This is a genomic window from Variovorax humicola (assembly GCF_037889915.1).
Classification (GTDB): Bacteria; Pseudomonadota; Gammaproteobacteria; order Burkholderiales; family Burkholderiaceae_C; genus Variovorax; species Variovorax humicola.
The window spans coordinates 35,548-50,536 of sequence record NZ_JBBKZV010000038.1 but is presented as its reverse complement, the minus strand read 5'-3'; the positions used below and the strand labels follow the sequence as shown (position 1 = coordinate 50,536).

The window sequence follows — 14,989 nt, the reverse complement described above, 5'->3', positions numbered from 1 at the left end:
CGACCCGTGGGAAAAGATGCACATGGGCATCACGGCCGAGAACGTCGCGGCGCGCCACGGCATCACGCGCGAGCAGCAGGACCAACTCGCGGTCGTGAGCCAGCAGCGCGCGGCGGCGGCCATCGCGGCCGGGCGCTTCAAGGACCAGATCGTTCCGGTCGAGGTGAAGACGCGCAAGGGCGTGGTGCTGTTCGACACCGACGAGCATGTGCGCGCCGACACCACGCTCGAGACGCTCGCGAAGATGAAGCCGGCGTTCAGGAAGGACGGGCTGGTCACCGCCGGCAATGCCTCGGGCATCAACGACGGTGCAGCCGCCGTGGTGCTGGCCGAAGGCGCACGCGTGCAGGCGCTCGGCCTCAAGCCGCTGGCGCGGCTGGTGGGCTACGCGCATGCCGGTGTCGAACCGGCGTACATGGGCATCGGCCCGGTGCCGGCCACGCGCAAGGTGCTGGAGCGCACCGGCCTGAAGGTCGCCGACCTGGACGTGATCGAGTCGAACGAAGCCTTTGCGGCGCAGGCTTGCGCGGTGATCAAGGAGCTGGGCTTCGATCCGGCCAAGGTCAATCCCAACGGCTCGGGCATCTCGCTGGGCCACCCGGTCGGTGCGACGGGCGCGATCATCACGGTGAAGGCGATTGCAGAGTTGCACCGCACGGGCGGACGCTATGCGCTGGTGACGATGTGCATCGGCGGTGGACAGGGCATCGCCGCGATTTTCGAGCGAGTCTGATCATGGCGTTGGCCTCTGCGCAAGTCGACGAGCGCGAGGTCGAATTCAGTGCCATCCGCGCGCAAGGCGCGGGCGGCCAGAACGTCAACAAGGTGTCGAGCGCTGTGCACCTGCGCTACGACATTCCGGCTTCATCCTTGCCCGAAGGCGTGAAGGAGCGGCTGCTCGCGTTGCGCGACAGCCGCATCACGCAAGAGGGCGTGCTGGTGCTGAAGGCGCAAACGCACCGCAGCCAGGAAATGAACCGTGCCGATGCGCTGGCCCGGCTTCAGGAACTGGTCGACAGCGTGGCCACCGCGCCTCGCGTGCGGCGCGCCACCAGGCCCACTTATGGCTCGAAGCAGCGCCGTCTTGAAGGCAAGAGCCAGCGATCGGCGATCAAGCAATTGCGCGGTCCGCTGAAGGACTAGGAAACCGGGCTCGAGCCAACGACAACAGCCTGGTTCGGGCGCTACTTGGTGGCAGCCAGTACCACGGCGGACCCCGGCGCGGTGATCTCGATGGTCAGTTTGACGATCGCACCGTCGCGCCACACGCGCAGTGGTGCCTTGTAGCCGGGGGCCATCAGCCCGACGATGGTCTTGAGTTCGAGCGGCGTCTGCACGCGTTGTCCCGAGATCTCGACGATCACGTCCTGTGCCCGCAGGCCCGACTGCCCCGCAGGTGCCACCACCAATGCGCCGTAGGGCGCTTGCATGCCGAGCGTGCGTGCCATGGCTGGCGTCACCGCTTCGAACTGGACGCCCAATTGCCCGCTCACCACCGGATTGGAAGGCGTTCCAGCCTTGGCATTGGCGCATCCCTTTTCCTGCTGCACCTGCTGGATGGCGTCGACGTGCCAGCCGTAGACCTTCTGCGGGAAGCCGACCGTGACGCGATAGCCCTGCTGCATGGCGCCCAGGAAGCGGCCGAGCATGTAGCAGTCATTGCCGCGGTAGTCAGCGGCTGTCGCGTTCATGCGTTCCGGCGTCTGGGCCGACAGCGCCGCGGCGGTGTCTTCGCCGACGATCGGATTGACCTGGCCCGCGCAACCCGACAGCAGCGCCGCGATCGAGAGCACCGTGCAAAGCGGCACACGCCGGAATGAACCCTTCCTCTTCATGACCCCGAGCCTACGCGGGTTCGCTTGTCAGTGCTGCCAGCGCGTCCGCATCGGTGCGGTAGACGAACAGCAACGGCCCCGGCGCGAGCAGGCCGGCGCGTTCCAGCACCCGTTGCGCCGGCAGCTTGAGGCCGCTCAGGTGCAGGCGCACACCCTCGTTTTCAAGCGCCCGTCGGATCGAGCCGAACACCTCCGCGCCGGTAATGTCGATGCGGTTGATGGGTTGCGCGAACAGGCACACGTCGGTCAGGCCCGGCCGCGCCGCGATGGCTTCGAGGACGGCACGCTCCAGCGTGCTGGCGGAAGCGAAGTCCAGTTCGGCATCCATGCGCAAGGCGTAGAGGTGTGGGGCCAGCGGCGGCAGTTTCCAAAGGTGGCGGTCACGAAGGCTGCCATCGCCGTGCAGGCCGACTTCGATGATGCGCGGGTGCAGGTGGCGGTACATGTAGTTGGCCAGGCTGGCGAGCAGGCCGCCCAGCACGCCCCAGTAGATCGACGGCGCCGTGGCCATGGTGAGCACGAAGGTGGCAAGCGCGATGCCGGCCTCGACACGCGAGATCTTCCACAAAGCCACGAAGGTACGCGGCTTGAGCAGTCCGAGAATCGCCGTCATCACCACCGCCGCCAGCACCGCCTGCGGCACGTGGTACATCAGCGGCATCAGCCACAGAAGCGCGATGGCGACGACGAGCACGCTGAACAGCGTGGCCCAGCCGGTTTGCGCGCCGGCATAGAGCGTGATGGCCGAGCGCGAGAACGACGAACTGGTCGGGAATGCACCGGTCAACCCTGACGCGACCTTGGCCAGGCCCTGGCCGATCAGGTCCTGGTTTTCGTTCCAGAGCGTGCCGGCGCGGGCGTTGTCGATCTTGGCGCTCGACGCGGTTTCCAGGAAGCTCACCAGCGTGATCATGAGCGCGGGAAGCAGCAGCGCCGAAAGACGGTGCAGCGACGAGAAGTCGGGCAGGTACAGCGACGGCAACCCTGAAGGCAGCGCACCCACCACCGCGCCGCCGAGCAGCGCGTAGCTCATCGCATAGCTGATGGCTGCCGCGCCGCCGACCAGCGCCATCGTGGTCGGGAATTTCGGCGCCCAGCGCTTGCCGAGCCACAACACGGCCATGCTGCCGAGGCCGAACGCCATGGCCGTCCAGTCCGGTGGCGTGCCGCCTTGCAGGGCCTGCATGACGGTACGGCCGGTGAACCCCAGGAGGGAAGGCAATTGAGACAGCGCGATCAGGATGGCCGCGCCCTGCGTGAAGCCACTGAGCACCGGCGAGTTGACCAGCCGCAGGATCCAGCCGAAGCCGCCCACGCCGATCACGATCTGGATGGCGCCGGAGATCAGCGTGAGCCACACCGCCATCGCGACCCATTCCGCGCTGCCCGCCACGGCCAGCGGCGCCAGCGATGCGCCCACCAGCAGGCTGGTGAGCGCGGTCGGCCCGACGGACAGACGTTGCGATGAACTGAACAACACCGCCACCAGTGCCGGCCAGAGCGCCGCATACACGCCGGTGACGAGCGGCATGCCCGCCAGCGCGGCGTATGCCACGCCTTGCGGCAACACCATGAGCGCGACGGTGATGCCGGCCAGTGCTTCGTTTTGCAAAAGCGTGCGGCTCGGTCGCGGCCAGCCGAGGCAGGGCATGAAGCGCGAGAGGCGCTGGCGCAGTGGAATGGAGTTGTTGGCGATCGAATTCATGACTGCTCGCGCCGCGCCACGAATTCGGCTGGCTTCAGGATTGGAATGCGATGAAACGGATGAGACACCCGCAAGTCTTCAGGACTTGGTGGAGTCTGCCAGTGTCAATTGATCAGCGGCTTGCTACCTTCCCGCACTGCCCATGCAATTCATCGGACGGGTCTTCCAAAGTAGGATTTGCCCAAATTGTACGAATCCAAGCTCCCGAGTCGTAAATCCGAGGGGGACGCGCACCCCACATCACACCATCGACTTCGCGTTTTTCAACACATAGTCGCAAGCCTTCGTCTTGAGCTTGCCCGACACGCTCTTCAGGTCGAACGACTGGCCGTCGGTGCCCTGCAGCAAGCCCTTGGCGCCGCTGGCGTAGCCGGCCTGCTGCGGTGGCTCGCCGCTGACCATGCCGAGGAGCTTGTCCTTGACAGCGCCGGCGTCGCCGCCAGCCAGGTAGTTGTTCTTCATGCAGTACTGCAGCACGCCGGCGGCGTTGCCCATGGTGCTGGAGCCCATCTCGGGCATCGAGAAGTTCCCGGCCTGGGACTTGAGGCTGCCCAGCAGGTCGGTTGCCGAGGCAGTACCGGCGACGGTGAGTGCGAGGCCGGCGATGGCGATGCGGATTTTCATGAGGAACTCCTTGGTAGCGGCCTTACGACTTCTTCTTGTGTTGAAAAGCGGTTGGCGACTGACCTGTCGCCGCCTTGAACATGGCGCAGAAAGCGCTGTCTGTGGCATAGCCGCTGGCGGTGGCGACCTGGCTCACCGGCATGCCGCGCGCCAGAAGCGGCAGCGCATGCGCCATGACGGCTTGCTGGCGCCATTGCTGCCAGCTCATGCCGAGTTGGTCGCGGAACATGCGCGCCACGGTGCGTTCGCTGGCGCCAATGGCCTGGGCGCGTTCGGCCAGCGTGGCGCGGCTGGCGGGGGCGCGCAGCATCGTTTCGCACAACTGGCGCAGGCGCTTGTTGGCGGGCAGCGGCACGTCGATCCGGATCTGCGTGGCGCGCTCCAGTTCATCGACCAGCAGCGGGGCGATCCAGCGTTCGCGCTGTGCGGCGTGCGGGTCGGCGGGCGGCAGGCCGTCGGGCGTGGTGTCGAGCGCCAGCATCAGTGCGCGCATCAGGCGGCTGATTTCGAGCACCTCGCACTTCTCCCAGCTTGGCGCGATCCACCCATGCAGGTATACCGTGCGCAGTTCGGCGTCTTCGATCAGCGTGATGCTGTGCGGCATGTTGGCCGGCACCCAGAGCGCACGCGAGGGGGGCACGATGTAGCTGCCGTCCTGGGTGCTCAGGCGGATCACGCCCCGCGTCGAGAAGGTGAGTTGCGGCCACGGATGCTGGTGCAGTTCGACCAGTGTGTCCGCCTTCAGGAAGTGTTCCTTGGCGCGCAGCGGGCGCACCGCGTCGGGTGCGTAGAGATGCGGCGTGAGGGGGCCGACGCTGTTGATGGGGGCGGGTGCGGCGCCGCGCGATACGTTTCGCGGCAACTCGCGGATTCGGTCTGGCGTTTCAGTGCTTGGCATGATTACGACAAATGTTGTCCCTCTATCGCCATTCTGACGCTGCTTGCACGGCTAGCATCAAAGTCCGCTTTTGAATTTGTTGCCAGACATGACCGCCGCCTCCCACCCTGCCGCCGCCAACCCGACCTTGCGATCCGACGCGAAGTTGATCGGCCTGGTCGGCCTGGCCCACGCCATCAGCCATTTCAGCCAGTTGACGCTGGCGCCCCTTTTCCCATGGATCAAGGACGCTTTCAACGTGAGCTACACGGAACTCGGCGCAGTGCTGACCGTGTTCTTCGTCGTCTCCTGCCTGGTTCAGGCGGCTTCGGGTTTCGTGGTCGACAAGCTCGGGCCGCGGCCGGTGCTGTTTGCGGGGCTCGGCCTGCTGGCGCTGGCTGCCATCGGCTATTCGGCGGCGCAGAGCTACTGGATGCTGCTGGTCTGCGCGGTGTTCGCGGGCATGGGCAACGGCGTGTTCCACCCGGTTGACTACACCCTGTTCAACCGCAAGGTGGCACCGTCCCGGCTGGGTCATGCCTACAGCGTGCACGGCATTACCGGGAGCCTGGGCTGGGCGCTGGCGCCGGCTTTCGTGGTGCCGCTGGCCATTGCGTTCTCCTGGCGCGTGGCGCTGGCGTCTGCCGGCGCGGTGGCGCTGGGCGTGCTGCTCGTGCTGTGGCTTTTTCGCGAGGTATTGGCGCTCGACGTCAAGGCGGTGCACAAGGCAACCGGGCATCGGGACGGCACACACGTCGGCAGTGACTTCGACTTCCTGCGCATCCCCGCGGTATGGATGTGCTTCGGATTCTTCCTGTTCTATGCAATGGTGATCAGCGTGGTGCAGACCTTTGCGCCGGTGGCGGCCGGCCACTTGCATGCGGTGCCGGTGGCGCTGGTGGCGACGTGCCTCACCGTGTACATGGTGGCGAGCGCAGGCGGCATGGTGGTGGGCGGCTTCCTTGCCTCCGACCCGTCGCGCTGCGAGCGCATCGTGGGCGCGGGGTTTGGCATTGCAGCCGTGCTGGCGTTGGTGCTGGCCTTCGCCAGCTTCCCGGCGGCGCTGGTGCCGGTGTTGTTCGGCGCGATGGGTTTTGCGTCTGGCATTGCCGGACCCTCGCGCGACCTGCTGGTCAAGAAGTCGACGCCCCCCAATGCCACCGGCCGCGTCTATGGCGTGGTGTATGCCGGCCTCGACATCGGGCAAGCGGTGGCGCCGCTGATCTTCGGCCGGCTGATGGACAACGGCCAATACCTGAGCGTGATCCTGGGCCTGGCGCTGACGCAGGGCGTGCTAATTGCAAGCGCATTCAACGTCCGGCGCGTGCGACGCACGCTGCTGGTTCCCGCGTCGGCCTGAACGCCGTCGATCAGCTCGGCGGCAGGATCTCGTTCACCACTTCCTTGGGCCGGCAAATGCGCGCGCCCGTCGGCGTCACGACGATCGGGCGTTGCAGCAGCACGGGATGCGCCTGCATGAAGTCGAGAATTTGCTCGTCGGTCCACTTCGCATCGTCCAGGCCGAGTTCGTCATAAGGCGTGCCTTTCTGGCGCAACAGGCCGCGCACGGTCGTGCCCATGGCGCCTGCGAGTTCTCGCAGCTTCTCTCGCGACGGCGGCGTCTTCAGGTACTGGACTACTTCAGGCTCGATGCCGTGCTCGCGAATCATCGCCAGCACGTTGCGCGAGGTGCTGCAGTTGGGGTTGTGAAAGATGGTGACCCTGGTCATTGCAGCCCGCCGCTCATGCTGTCGTCAGCGCCTCGATCTTGCGCAGGCTCTCCAGCGTCTTGATGCAGGCATCGGCCGCCTCGGTGCCCTTGATGGCGAAGTGGCGGTGGAAGTACTTGCGATGCTCCACGTGCTCGTGGAAGTGGTGCGGCGTGAGCACGGCCGACAGCATCGGCACGTTGGTTTCGAGCTGCAGCGACATCAGCGTGCTGACGACCGTATTGGCGACGAACTCGTGACGGTAGATGCCGCCGTCCACCACCAGCGCGCAGGCGACGATGGCGGCATAGCGGCCCGACAGCGCCAGCCGCTTGGCATGCAGCGGGATCTCGAACGCGCCCGGCACGTCGATGACGTCGATGCGGTCGCGCGCGAAGCCCTGGCGCTCCATCTCGTCGAGGAAGGCATCGCGCGCCTGGTGCACGATGTCGGAATGCCATTGCGCCTGCACCAGGGCAATGCGCAGTCCGCGTGATGCGTCGGACGCCGGAATGGCGGAAAGGGGAAGGTCGTTGATCTGACTCATGGTGCCTCTTGTGTTAAAGCAGGTTTCCTGAATCAGGGCTCGCGAAACCACACACTGGCCGCGCAACGAACAGCGCGCAGCCAAGCCTGCGGTTCGCGCTCTCTTTCATCCGGACTGTGACCGTCGGCTTCGGAATCGCACCGAAATCTGCTGACCCTCGGCCCCGTGGGAGCCAAGGCGCTCGCGGGCTTGTGCAACTTTCGCTGCCATCACCGCCGGTGGGGAATTGCACCCCGCCCTGAGAACGCTTCGCCCCGGCTTGCGCCGGAACAGTGTGGATTCTAGTTAATCTGCCGTGAGTAGTCCTGTTTGTGACGCCGGTGCGCGAGATGTCGATAAATAGTGCTGCGATGCACGCCCAGGCGGCGCGCCGCATTGGCGATGTCATGGTCGCAGGCGTTGAGAGCGTCGTCGATGGCGCAGCGCTTGATGTCCGTCAACTGCACCGTTGCAGGTGATGCGGAAATGCGGGACGGGTACTCTTCATTGGACGTTGCGCAGGCATCGCGCAGATGCTCGGGAAGCATTTCGGTCGTAACTGCATCGCCCATGTCTGCCAGCGCGACGACGACGCGCAGCGTGCTTCGCAGCTCCCGCATATTGCCGGGCCACCGGTATGCCGCAAGCACCTCGAGCGCATCGCTTTCCAGCTGCAGGTGCTTGGCCGCACCGCCCGATTCGAGAAACAGCCGCGCGATCAGCGCATGCCTGTCGCTGCGCCGGCCCAACGAAGGCAGGCAGACGCCGAAGCCCGCCACGCGGTACATCAGGTCGGCGCGGAAGCGTCCAGCCTCGACCAGTGCTGGCAGGTTGCCGTGCGTGGCGCAGATCAGATCGAAATCCACCGCCACGCCCTGGCCGCCGCCCAGCGGCATGACCACGCGTTCCTCCAGTACACGCAAGAGACGTGTCTGCAGTGCCAGCGGTATCTCCGCGATTTCGTCGAGAAACAGCACGCCACCGTGGGCTTGACGGATTCGGCCTGCCATGCCCTTGCGCCTGGCACCGGTGAAGGCGCCGTCTTCGTAGCCGAACAACTCGGATTCGATCAACGTCTCGGGCAGCGAGGCGCAGTCGACCGCGACGAAGGGGCCCGTTTTGCGGCGGCTCGCGGCATGCAGGCGTCGGGAGAAAACTTCTTTGCCGCTGCCGGTTTCCCCGTTGACCAGCACCGAGACGCCTTCGTTCAACACCCGGACGGCCCGTTCCAGCAAGGGCACCACGTCGTCGGCTTCTGCTGTCGCCGTGCCTTCGGGCGCATGCATGCGCCTGTTTGCGGTGCGTGGGCTGCCCGGCGTGGCCGAGCGCTCCATCACGGTGGCGATCTGGCGTCCGCCCGGCAGGGTGAGCAGGCTGCGCCGGTCTTCCATGCGCGGCCAGTTCGCGCCGAGGAAGTCGCGGGCGTCGAGGTCGAGCAGATCCTCCCACGACCGGCCGAACAACTCGAGCGCGACACGATTGGCTGCGGCGATCCGCCCGCCCTCGATCACCATGAGCCCCTCGCGGGCGGTGCCGATCAGCGACGGCCGCGCGTGAAAGCGCAGCACATGGCCGCCGGCCTCGGCCAGCATCATCCGGTGTTCAACCTGCTGCGCGGCCATCCGAACCAAGCCCAGCGCATGCTGGTTGACGCGCGCGGTCTCGCCCGAGATGTCGAGCGCGCCCGCCAGTTCGCCGCGCCCGGTGAAGATGGGCGCCGCTGCGCAGCCCAGTGCGCCGTTCTGCACGAGGTAGTGTTCGCCGCCCAGCACCATCAGCGCCTCGCGTTCCGCCAGAGCGGTGCCGATGGCATTGGTGCCTCGGTGGTTTTCAGACCATTCCACGCCGGGCTGCAGTGCGACGCGCTCGGCCTTGGGCAGGAAGTCGGGGCTGCCGATTTCTTCGAGGATCAGCCCGCTAGCGTCCGACAGGATGACGACGCAGCCGTTGCCGACTGCGTGCTCGGCCAGGCCATCGAGTTCGGGTTGCGCGCAGTTGAGCAGTCGCCTTGCGTGTTCGCGCCTCTCGCTCAGCCGCGCCAGCGCCATCGGCTCGGGATCGATGCATTGGCGGTCGACCGGCCGGCTGCGCTGCCACGAGCGCGAGATGTGCGGCGCGATCCACGGCGCGGGGCCGCGGCCCTGCCTGAAGAACAGCTCGCGAGCCTGCTCCACTCCGTCGGATGGCAACTGCGCTTCACTCATGCGTGTCTCCCTGGGTTTCCGTTCGCCTTGTGCGACATCCTAGTCCCCATGTTCGCGCGTGCATGTCGCACATTGCGAATGGAAACCCTCTGCGGGGCTTTGCTGCCACGAGGAAGTACTCAGGGAATGTCCCGATCCGCACGGGTACGCGCCTTGCGGTTGTCAGCGCGGGTCGCCGCATGTCGTGGCGCCATCAGCAGCAAATGGGGACGAGTCAATGGACATGCTCGAATCGGGCAAATTCGACACCGCGGTGCTGTTCAAAAAATGCGCTACGGCTATTTCATCGGCGGTAGATGTCGGCCGGCGCGGAGCGCGGCACCTCGTGGAAGAACTTGCCGGTGACGGGTGTGATGTTCTCGAAGTACTGGTTGTCCACCGGCGCAACCCACTGCTCGCAAACTGCAGAGAGAACAAGCTGGGCTTCTTCTGATTGCGGCAGGCTCCATTCCTTATTTGAACCATGACAACGCGCTGTCCACATCCACAAACGAGAGGAAGCCCCCATGCACCCTACTGAAGCCTCGACGACCGCATCGACTGCCCATGCCGGCACAGGTCATTTGAAAAAGGTACTCGGCCCCATCCAGCTCTGGGGCATCGCGGTGGGCCTCGTCATCTCGGGTGAATACTTTGGCTGGAGCTATGGCTGGAACACCGCCGGCACGCTCGGCTTTCTGGTGGCCACAGTGCTGGTGGCGACCATGTACACCACCTTCATCTTCAGCTTTACCGAACTGTCGACGGCCATCCCGCATGCGGGCGGGCCCTTCGCGTATGCGCGGCGCGCCTTCGGGCCGCATGGCGGTTTCGTTGCGGGCTTCGCGACGCTGGTCGAATTCGTCTTTGCGCCACCGGCCATCGCGCTGGCCATCGGTGCGTACCTCAACGTGCAGTTCCCGGGCGTCAACCCGAAATGGTTCGCGCTCGCCGCGTATGTGATTTTCATCGGGCTCAACTGGATCGGCGTAGGAATCGCGGCGGCCTTCGAGCTGTTCGTCACGGTGCTGGCCATCGTCGAGCTGCTGGTGTTCATGGGCGTGGTCACGCCGGGCTGGACCATGGCCAACTTCGTGGCCAACGGCTGGGCCGGTGGCGACGTGCTCAATGCCGCAGCCCTCTCGGGCATCTTCGCGTCGATCCCGTTCGCGATCTGGTTCTTTCTTGCCATCGAGGGCGCGGCCATGGCGGCCGAGGAAGCGCGCGATCCGCACCGCACCATTCCCATCGCCTACACCACGGGCATCGTCACGCTGGTGGTGCTGGCCTTCGGCGTGATGATCTTCGCGGGCGGCGTGGGCGACTGGCGCAAGCTCGCCAACATCAACGACCCGCTGCCGCAGGCCATGAAGGCAGTGGTAGGCGACAACAGCGGCTGGCTTCACATGCTGGTGTGGATCGGTCTGTTCGGGCTCATCGCCTCCTTCCACGGAATCATCATGGGCTACTCTCGCCAGATCTTCGCGCTGGCGCGCGCGGGCTATCTACCGCGCTACTTCGCCGGCCTGAGCCCGCGCTTCGACACGCCGCACCGTGCGCTGCTGGCGGGCGGGGTCATCGGCGTCATTGCCATCTTCAGCGACGAGTGGGTGCAGTTCGGCGGCCAGACGCTCACCGCCAACATCGTGACCATGGCCGTGCTCGGCGCGATCGTGATGTACCTGATCTCGATGGCGGCGCTGTTCAGGCTGCGCCGCACCGAGCCGAGCCTGTTGCGCACCTACCGCGCGCCCTTTTACCCCGTGTTCCCGGCCGTCGCGCTCGGCCTGGGCGTGGTGTGCCTCGGTGCGATGGTGTGGTTCAACTTCATGCTGACCGTGTTGTTCCTGGTGCTGATGGGGGTGGCCTACGGCTACTTCCTGCTGACATCGGCGCAACGCAGGGCGGCCGCACCGGACGAGATGCTGTCTTCCTCGGCCACCGGCGTCTGAGAAACGATGCGCTATCGCACCACCATCGCATCCCGGGTCTTCGCCTTCGAGGACCTGCGGCAGGTCATGGCATTCGCCAGCCCCGCGCGCTCGGGCGATTACCTTGCGGGTGTCGGTGCCGCCACGGCGCAGCAGCGCATGGCCGCGCGCCATGTGCTGGCCGACACGCCGCTCAGGCAGTTCCTGACGGAAGCGTTGATTCCGTACGAGAACGACAACATCACGCGGCTCATCATCGACAGCCACGACGCGCAAGCCTTCGCGTCGGTGTCGCACCTCACTGTCGGCGACTTTCGCAACTGGCTGCTGTCCGAGAAGGCCACCACCGCCACGCTCACCGCGCTGGCGCCCGGCCTCACGCCCGAGATGGTGGCGGCGGTGTCGAAACTCATGCGCAACCAGGACCTGGTGTCAGTCGCCAAAAAGTGCAGCGTGAGCACGCGTTTTCGCAACACGCTCGGCCTGCCCGGCCATCTCGCAGTGCGCCTGCAGCCCAACCACCCGACCGACGATCTGCGCGGCGTGGCCGCCTCCACGCTCGACGGACTGCTCTACGGCGCCGGCGACGCGATGATCGGCCTCAACCCGGCGTCCGACAGCATGCAGGTGCTGGGCCAATTGCTGCACATGCTCGACGAGGTCATCCAACGCTTCGAGATCCCCACGCAAAGCTGCGTGCTCACGCATGTGACGAACACGCTCAAGCTCGCGGAAGCGGGTGCACCGGTCGACCTCGTGTTCCAGTCCATCGCCGGCACTGAAAAGGCGAACCTGTCGTTCGGCGTGACGCCCGAGTTGCTCGACGAAGCCTATGCAGCCGCGCTGGCGCTCAAGCGCGGCACCATCGGCGAGAACGTCATGTACTTCGAGACCGGCCAGGGCAGCGCGCTTTCGGCCGATGCCAACTTCGGCGTCGACCAGCAGACCTGCGAGGCGCGGGCCTATGGGCTGGCGCGGCGCTACAAGCCCTTTCTCACCAACACCGTGGTCGGCTTCATCGGGCCGGAGTATCTGTACGACGGCAAGCAGATCATTCGCGCCGGGCTCGAAGATCATTTCAGCGGCAAGCTGCTGGGCTTGCCCATCGGCTGCGACATCTGCTACACGAACCATGCCGAAGCCGACCAGGACGACATGGACACCTTGCTGGTGCTGCTGGGCACGGCGGGCATCAACTTCATCATGGGCATTCCGGGCGCGGATGACGTGATGCTCAACTACCAGAGCACCTCGTTCCACGATGCGCTGTTCCTGCGCGACACGCTGGGCCTGAAGCGCGCACCGGAGTTCGAGGCCTGGCTGCAGCGCATGCGGATCACCAATGTCGCGGGGCAACTCGCACCACCGTCTTCCAACAGGCTGCTGGCCGACATGAGCGGGCTGGCCGCCCTTGCGCCATGAGCGAATCGGTCACACCCAACCCCTGGGCGCAGTGGCGCTCGGCCACGCCGGCGCGCCTGGCGCTCGGCCGAGCCGGCGCCGGCATGCCGACCGACGAGACGCTGCGCTTCGGCTGGGCGCATGCGATGGCGCGTGATGCGATCCATGCGGCGCTCGATGTCGATGTGCTCGACGCCGCCTTGAGCGCGCAGCACTGGGAAGTGGTGCGCGCGCGCAGCCGCGCCGCCGACCGCACCACCTACCTGCGCCGCCCCGACCTGGGCCGCCGGCTCGACGAGGACGATGGCGGCCGCTTGCGCGTCACAGGGCGCCATGGCTGCGATGTCTGCGTCGTCATCGGCGACGGACTCTCTTCGCTCGCCGTGGCGCGTCATGCCGCGCCGCTGCTCGCGGCCCTGCGCTCGCACCTGCCGGCCGAGACGCGCTTCTCGCCGGTGGTCATCGCCACGCAGGCGCGCGTGGCACTGGCAGACGAGGTGGGCGAGCTGTTCGGCGCCATGCTCTCGGTCATGCTGATCGGCGAGCGGCCGGGGCTGAGCTCGCCCGACAGTCTCGGCATCTACCTGACCCATTCGCCCCGACGCGGGCGAAACGACGCCGAGCGCAACTGCATCTCGAACGTGCGGCCCGAGGGCCTGCCTTGCGAAGCCGCCGCCCTCAAGCTGGCATGGCTGATGCGGGAGTCCTTGCGGTTGGGGCTGACCGGCGTCGGACTGAAGGACGAAAGCGATCTCGCGGTGCTCGATCAACGCCTGGCGCCGCTGCTGGTGCGCTGAACGGCGAACTGTCCCAGACCTGTCACTGGTGTTTCGCATGCCCGTCTTTTTCATCGCTTTGATCACAGGGAGAAAACAATGCAACGTCGTCTCGTCCTTCACACGCCGACGGCCGCCGCGCTCGTCGCTGCCGGCTGCGCCAGCCTGTCGCCCTCCAGGGGTTTGACACCGGGCCACTGGGACGCCTTCAACCGCGGGCAGATCGAGGGCCTCATTGCCAGTCTCGGCAAGGGCAGCGCGGGCTACAACCCCGCGAAGCCGCCTTATGTGGTGTTCGACTGGGACAACACCAGCGTCTTCCTCGATATCGAGGAAGCCTCGCTCATCTACCAGCTCGAAAACCTCGTCTTCGGTGCCACGCCCGCGCAGCTCGAAGTCGCGCTGCGCAAGAACATCCCGAAAAAGGACTTCCTGCCTGCATACGACAACGCCGCCGGCCAGCCGGTCAACATCGACCGCGTGGTGTCCGACATCGTGGCCAGCTATGCCTGGCTCTACCAGAACTACAAGGGCCTGAAGGGCGACCAGTCCCTGGCCGTGGTTGCACTGAGCCCGCACTACTCGGCGTTCACGACCAAGGTGCGCTATCTCTACGAGGCCGTTGGCGGCACTTTCGACCACGATACGGCCTACCCCTGGGTCACCTACCTCTTTGCCGGCATGACCGAGTCGCAAGTACGCAAGCTCACGGCCGAAACCCTGGCATGGCAGCTGAAGGAGCCGATCGCCAAGGTCAAGTGGACTTCGCCCGCCGTCCTGCCGGGCCGCGCGGGCGTGGTGTCGGTGAGCTGGAAGAACGGGCTGCGGCTGCAACCCGAGATGCAGGAGCTGTACGCGGCCTTCCGCGACGCGGGCTTTGACGTCTGGGTGTGCTCGGCATCGTTCGTCGATGTCATCAAGGAGATTTCGTCGAACCTTGCCTTCGGCTACAACAACCCGCCCGAGCGCGTGCTCGCCATGGAACTGGAGCGCGACACCTTCGGCGTGATCCAGCCTGAGTTCCGCCACGGCTACGACCAGACGCAAGGGCCTGGCAAGACGAAGAACATCCGGCGCTTCCTGGTCAGCAAGTACGGCTACGGTCCGAGCTTCGTGGCCGGCGACAGTGAAGGTGACCAGAACATGATGGCCGACTTCGCCGACACGAAGAACGTGCTGATCGTCAACCGCCTGCGCGACCCGAAGACCGACATCGGCAAGTTCTCGGCGATGGCCGTGCAGAACTACGGCAAGTCTGACACGCGATACCTGTTGCAGGGGCGCGATGACAACACGGGCGCGTGGGTGCCCTCGCAGCTGCACACGCCGCTGGGGGCCGCGCAGGGCAAGGCGCTCAAATAGACGACTTGCCAAGGTGCGCGATCAATCCTGGCCAGTCGCACAACGATCGGTCAACTCCGT

At 66.0% G+C, this 14,989-nt stretch carries 14 protein-coding genes, 1 pseudogene and 1 riboswitch; of the genes and pseudogenes, 8 read left to right on the top strand and 7 right to left on the bottom strand.

All coding sequences use genetic code 11. From position 1 onward, the window contains the following. Both WKW80_RS32430 and arfB read left to right on the top strand, forming a co-directional pair. Positions 1-733 (top strand): acetyl-CoA C-acyltransferase (locus tag WKW80_RS32430; protein ID WP_340367703.1); only part of this gene is annotated, 733 nt, incomplete at its 5' end. Positions 734-735: 2 nt separating this feature from the next. Next, positions 736-1,143: an alternative ribosome rescue aminoacyl-tRNA hydrolase ArfB gene (gene arfB, locus WKW80_RS32425; protein ID WP_340367702.1), complete on the top strand. Its 408-nt coding sequence runs from the start codon at positions 736-738 to the stop codon at positions 1,141-1,143. A gap of 41 nt (positions 1,144-1,184) precedes the next feature. Here arfB and WKW80_RS32420 read toward each other — a convergent pair whose 3' ends face one another. The 4 genes from WKW80_RS32420 to WKW80_RS32405 all read right to left on the bottom strand — a co-directional run bounded on the left by WKW80_RS32420 (position 1,185) and on the right by WKW80_RS32405 (position 5,062). Further along, the gene (locus tag WKW80_RS32420; RefSeq protein ID WP_340367701.1) at positions 1,185-1,835 is read right to left on the bottom strand and encodes a PDZ domain-containing protein; all 651 of its coding nucleotides are present in this window, start codon (positions 1,833-1,835) and stop codon (positions 1,185-1,187) included. Positions 1,836-1,845: 10 nt separating this feature from the next. Further along, positions 1,846-3,540: a SulP family inorganic anion transporter gene (locus WKW80_RS32415; protein WP_340367700.1), complete on the bottom strand. Its 1,695-nt coding sequence runs from the start codon at positions 3,538-3,540 to the stop codon at positions 1,846-1,848. Between the two features lie 240 nt (positions 3,541-3,780). Continuing rightward, positions 3,781-4,164, bottom strand: coding sequence for a DUF2501 domain-containing protein (locus WKW80_RS32410; protein WP_340367699.1), 384 nt, complete (start codon positions 4,162-4,164; stop codon positions 3,781-3,783). 22 nt (positions 4,165-4,186) lie between these two features. Next, complete coding sequence (locus tag WKW80_RS32405) at positions 4,187-5,062, bottom strand: AraC family transcriptional regulator (RefSeq protein WP_340367698.1); 876 nt, start codon at positions 5,060-5,062, stop codon at positions 4,187-4,189. 88 nt (positions 5,063-5,150) lie between these two features. Here WKW80_RS32405 and WKW80_RS32400 point away from each other — a divergent pair, with 88 nt between their 5' ends. Further along, positions 5,151-6,401 (top strand): MFS transporter, encoded by a 1,251-nt coding sequence (locus tag WKW80_RS32400; protein ID WP_340367697.1) that lies wholly within the window; start codon positions 5,151-5,153, stop codon positions 6,399-6,401. A gap of 19 nt (positions 6,402-6,420) precedes the next feature. On the opposite strand, the pseudogene arsC reads toward WKW80_RS32400, so the two are convergent. From arsC to WKW80_RS32385, 3 genes and pseudogenes are all read right to left on the bottom strand, one after another. Further along, a pseudogene (gene arsC, locus WKW80_RS32395) lies at positions 6,421-6,771 on the bottom strand (arsenate reductase (glutaredoxin)); the annotation flags it as partial. Positions 6,772-6,784: 13 nt separating this feature from the next. After that, a complete protein-coding gene (locus WKW80_RS32390; protein WP_340367696.1) occupies positions 6,785-7,297 on the bottom strand; it encodes a 6,7-dimethyl-8-ribityllumazine synthase in 513 nt (170 codons plus the stop codon). A 93-nt stretch (positions 7,298-7,390) separates the two neighbouring features. Continuing rightward, a riboswitch (FMN riboswitch) is annotated at positions 7,391-7,547 on the bottom strand. Positions 7,548-7,578: 31 nt separating this feature from the next. Next, positions 7,579-9,480: a sigma-54-dependent Fis family transcriptional regulator gene (locus WKW80_RS32385; RefSeq protein WP_340367695.1), complete on the bottom strand. Its 1,902-nt coding sequence runs from the start codon at positions 9,478-9,480 to the stop codon at positions 7,579-7,581. 217 nt (positions 9,481-9,697) lie between these two features. Here WKW80_RS32385 and WKW80_RS32380 point away from each other — a divergent pair, with 217 nt between their 5' ends. The 5 genes from WKW80_RS32380 (at position 9,698) to WKW80_RS32360 (ending at position 14,929) form a co-directional block, all read left to right on the top strand. Further along, positions 9,698-9,913 carry a hypothetical protein gene (locus WKW80_RS32380; RefSeq protein WP_340367706.1) on the top strand — a complete coding sequence of 72 codons (216 nt, stop codon included), beginning with the start codon at positions 9,698-9,700 and terminating at the stop codon, positions 9,911-9,913. 73 nt (positions 9,914-9,986) lie between these two features. Beyond that, positions 9,987-11,411, top strand: coding sequence for an ethanolamine permease (gene eat / locus WKW80_RS32375; protein ID WP_340367694.1), 1,425 nt, complete (start codon positions 9,987-9,989; stop codon positions 11,409-11,411). 6 nt (positions 11,412-11,417) lie between these two features. After that, positions 11,418-12,812, top strand: a complete 1,395-nt coding sequence (locus WKW80_RS32370; RefSeq protein ID WP_340367693.1) for an ethanolamine ammonia-lyase subunit EutB — start codon at positions 11,418-11,420, stop codon at positions 12,810-12,812. Then, entirely contained in the window at positions 12,809-13,588 is a 780-nt protein-coding gene (eutC, locus tag WKW80_RS32365; RefSeq protein WP_340367692.1) for an ethanolamine ammonia-lyase subunit EutC, read from the top strand. Before WKW80_RS32370 ends, eutC begins: the two co-directional genes overlap by 4 nt. Positions 13,589-13,666: 78 nt before the next feature. Beyond that, entirely contained in the window at positions 13,667-14,929 is a 1,263-nt protein-coding gene (locus WKW80_RS32360; RefSeq protein WP_340367691.1) for an HAD family hydrolase, read from the top strand. Positions 14,930-14,989: the final 60 nt, after the last annotated feature.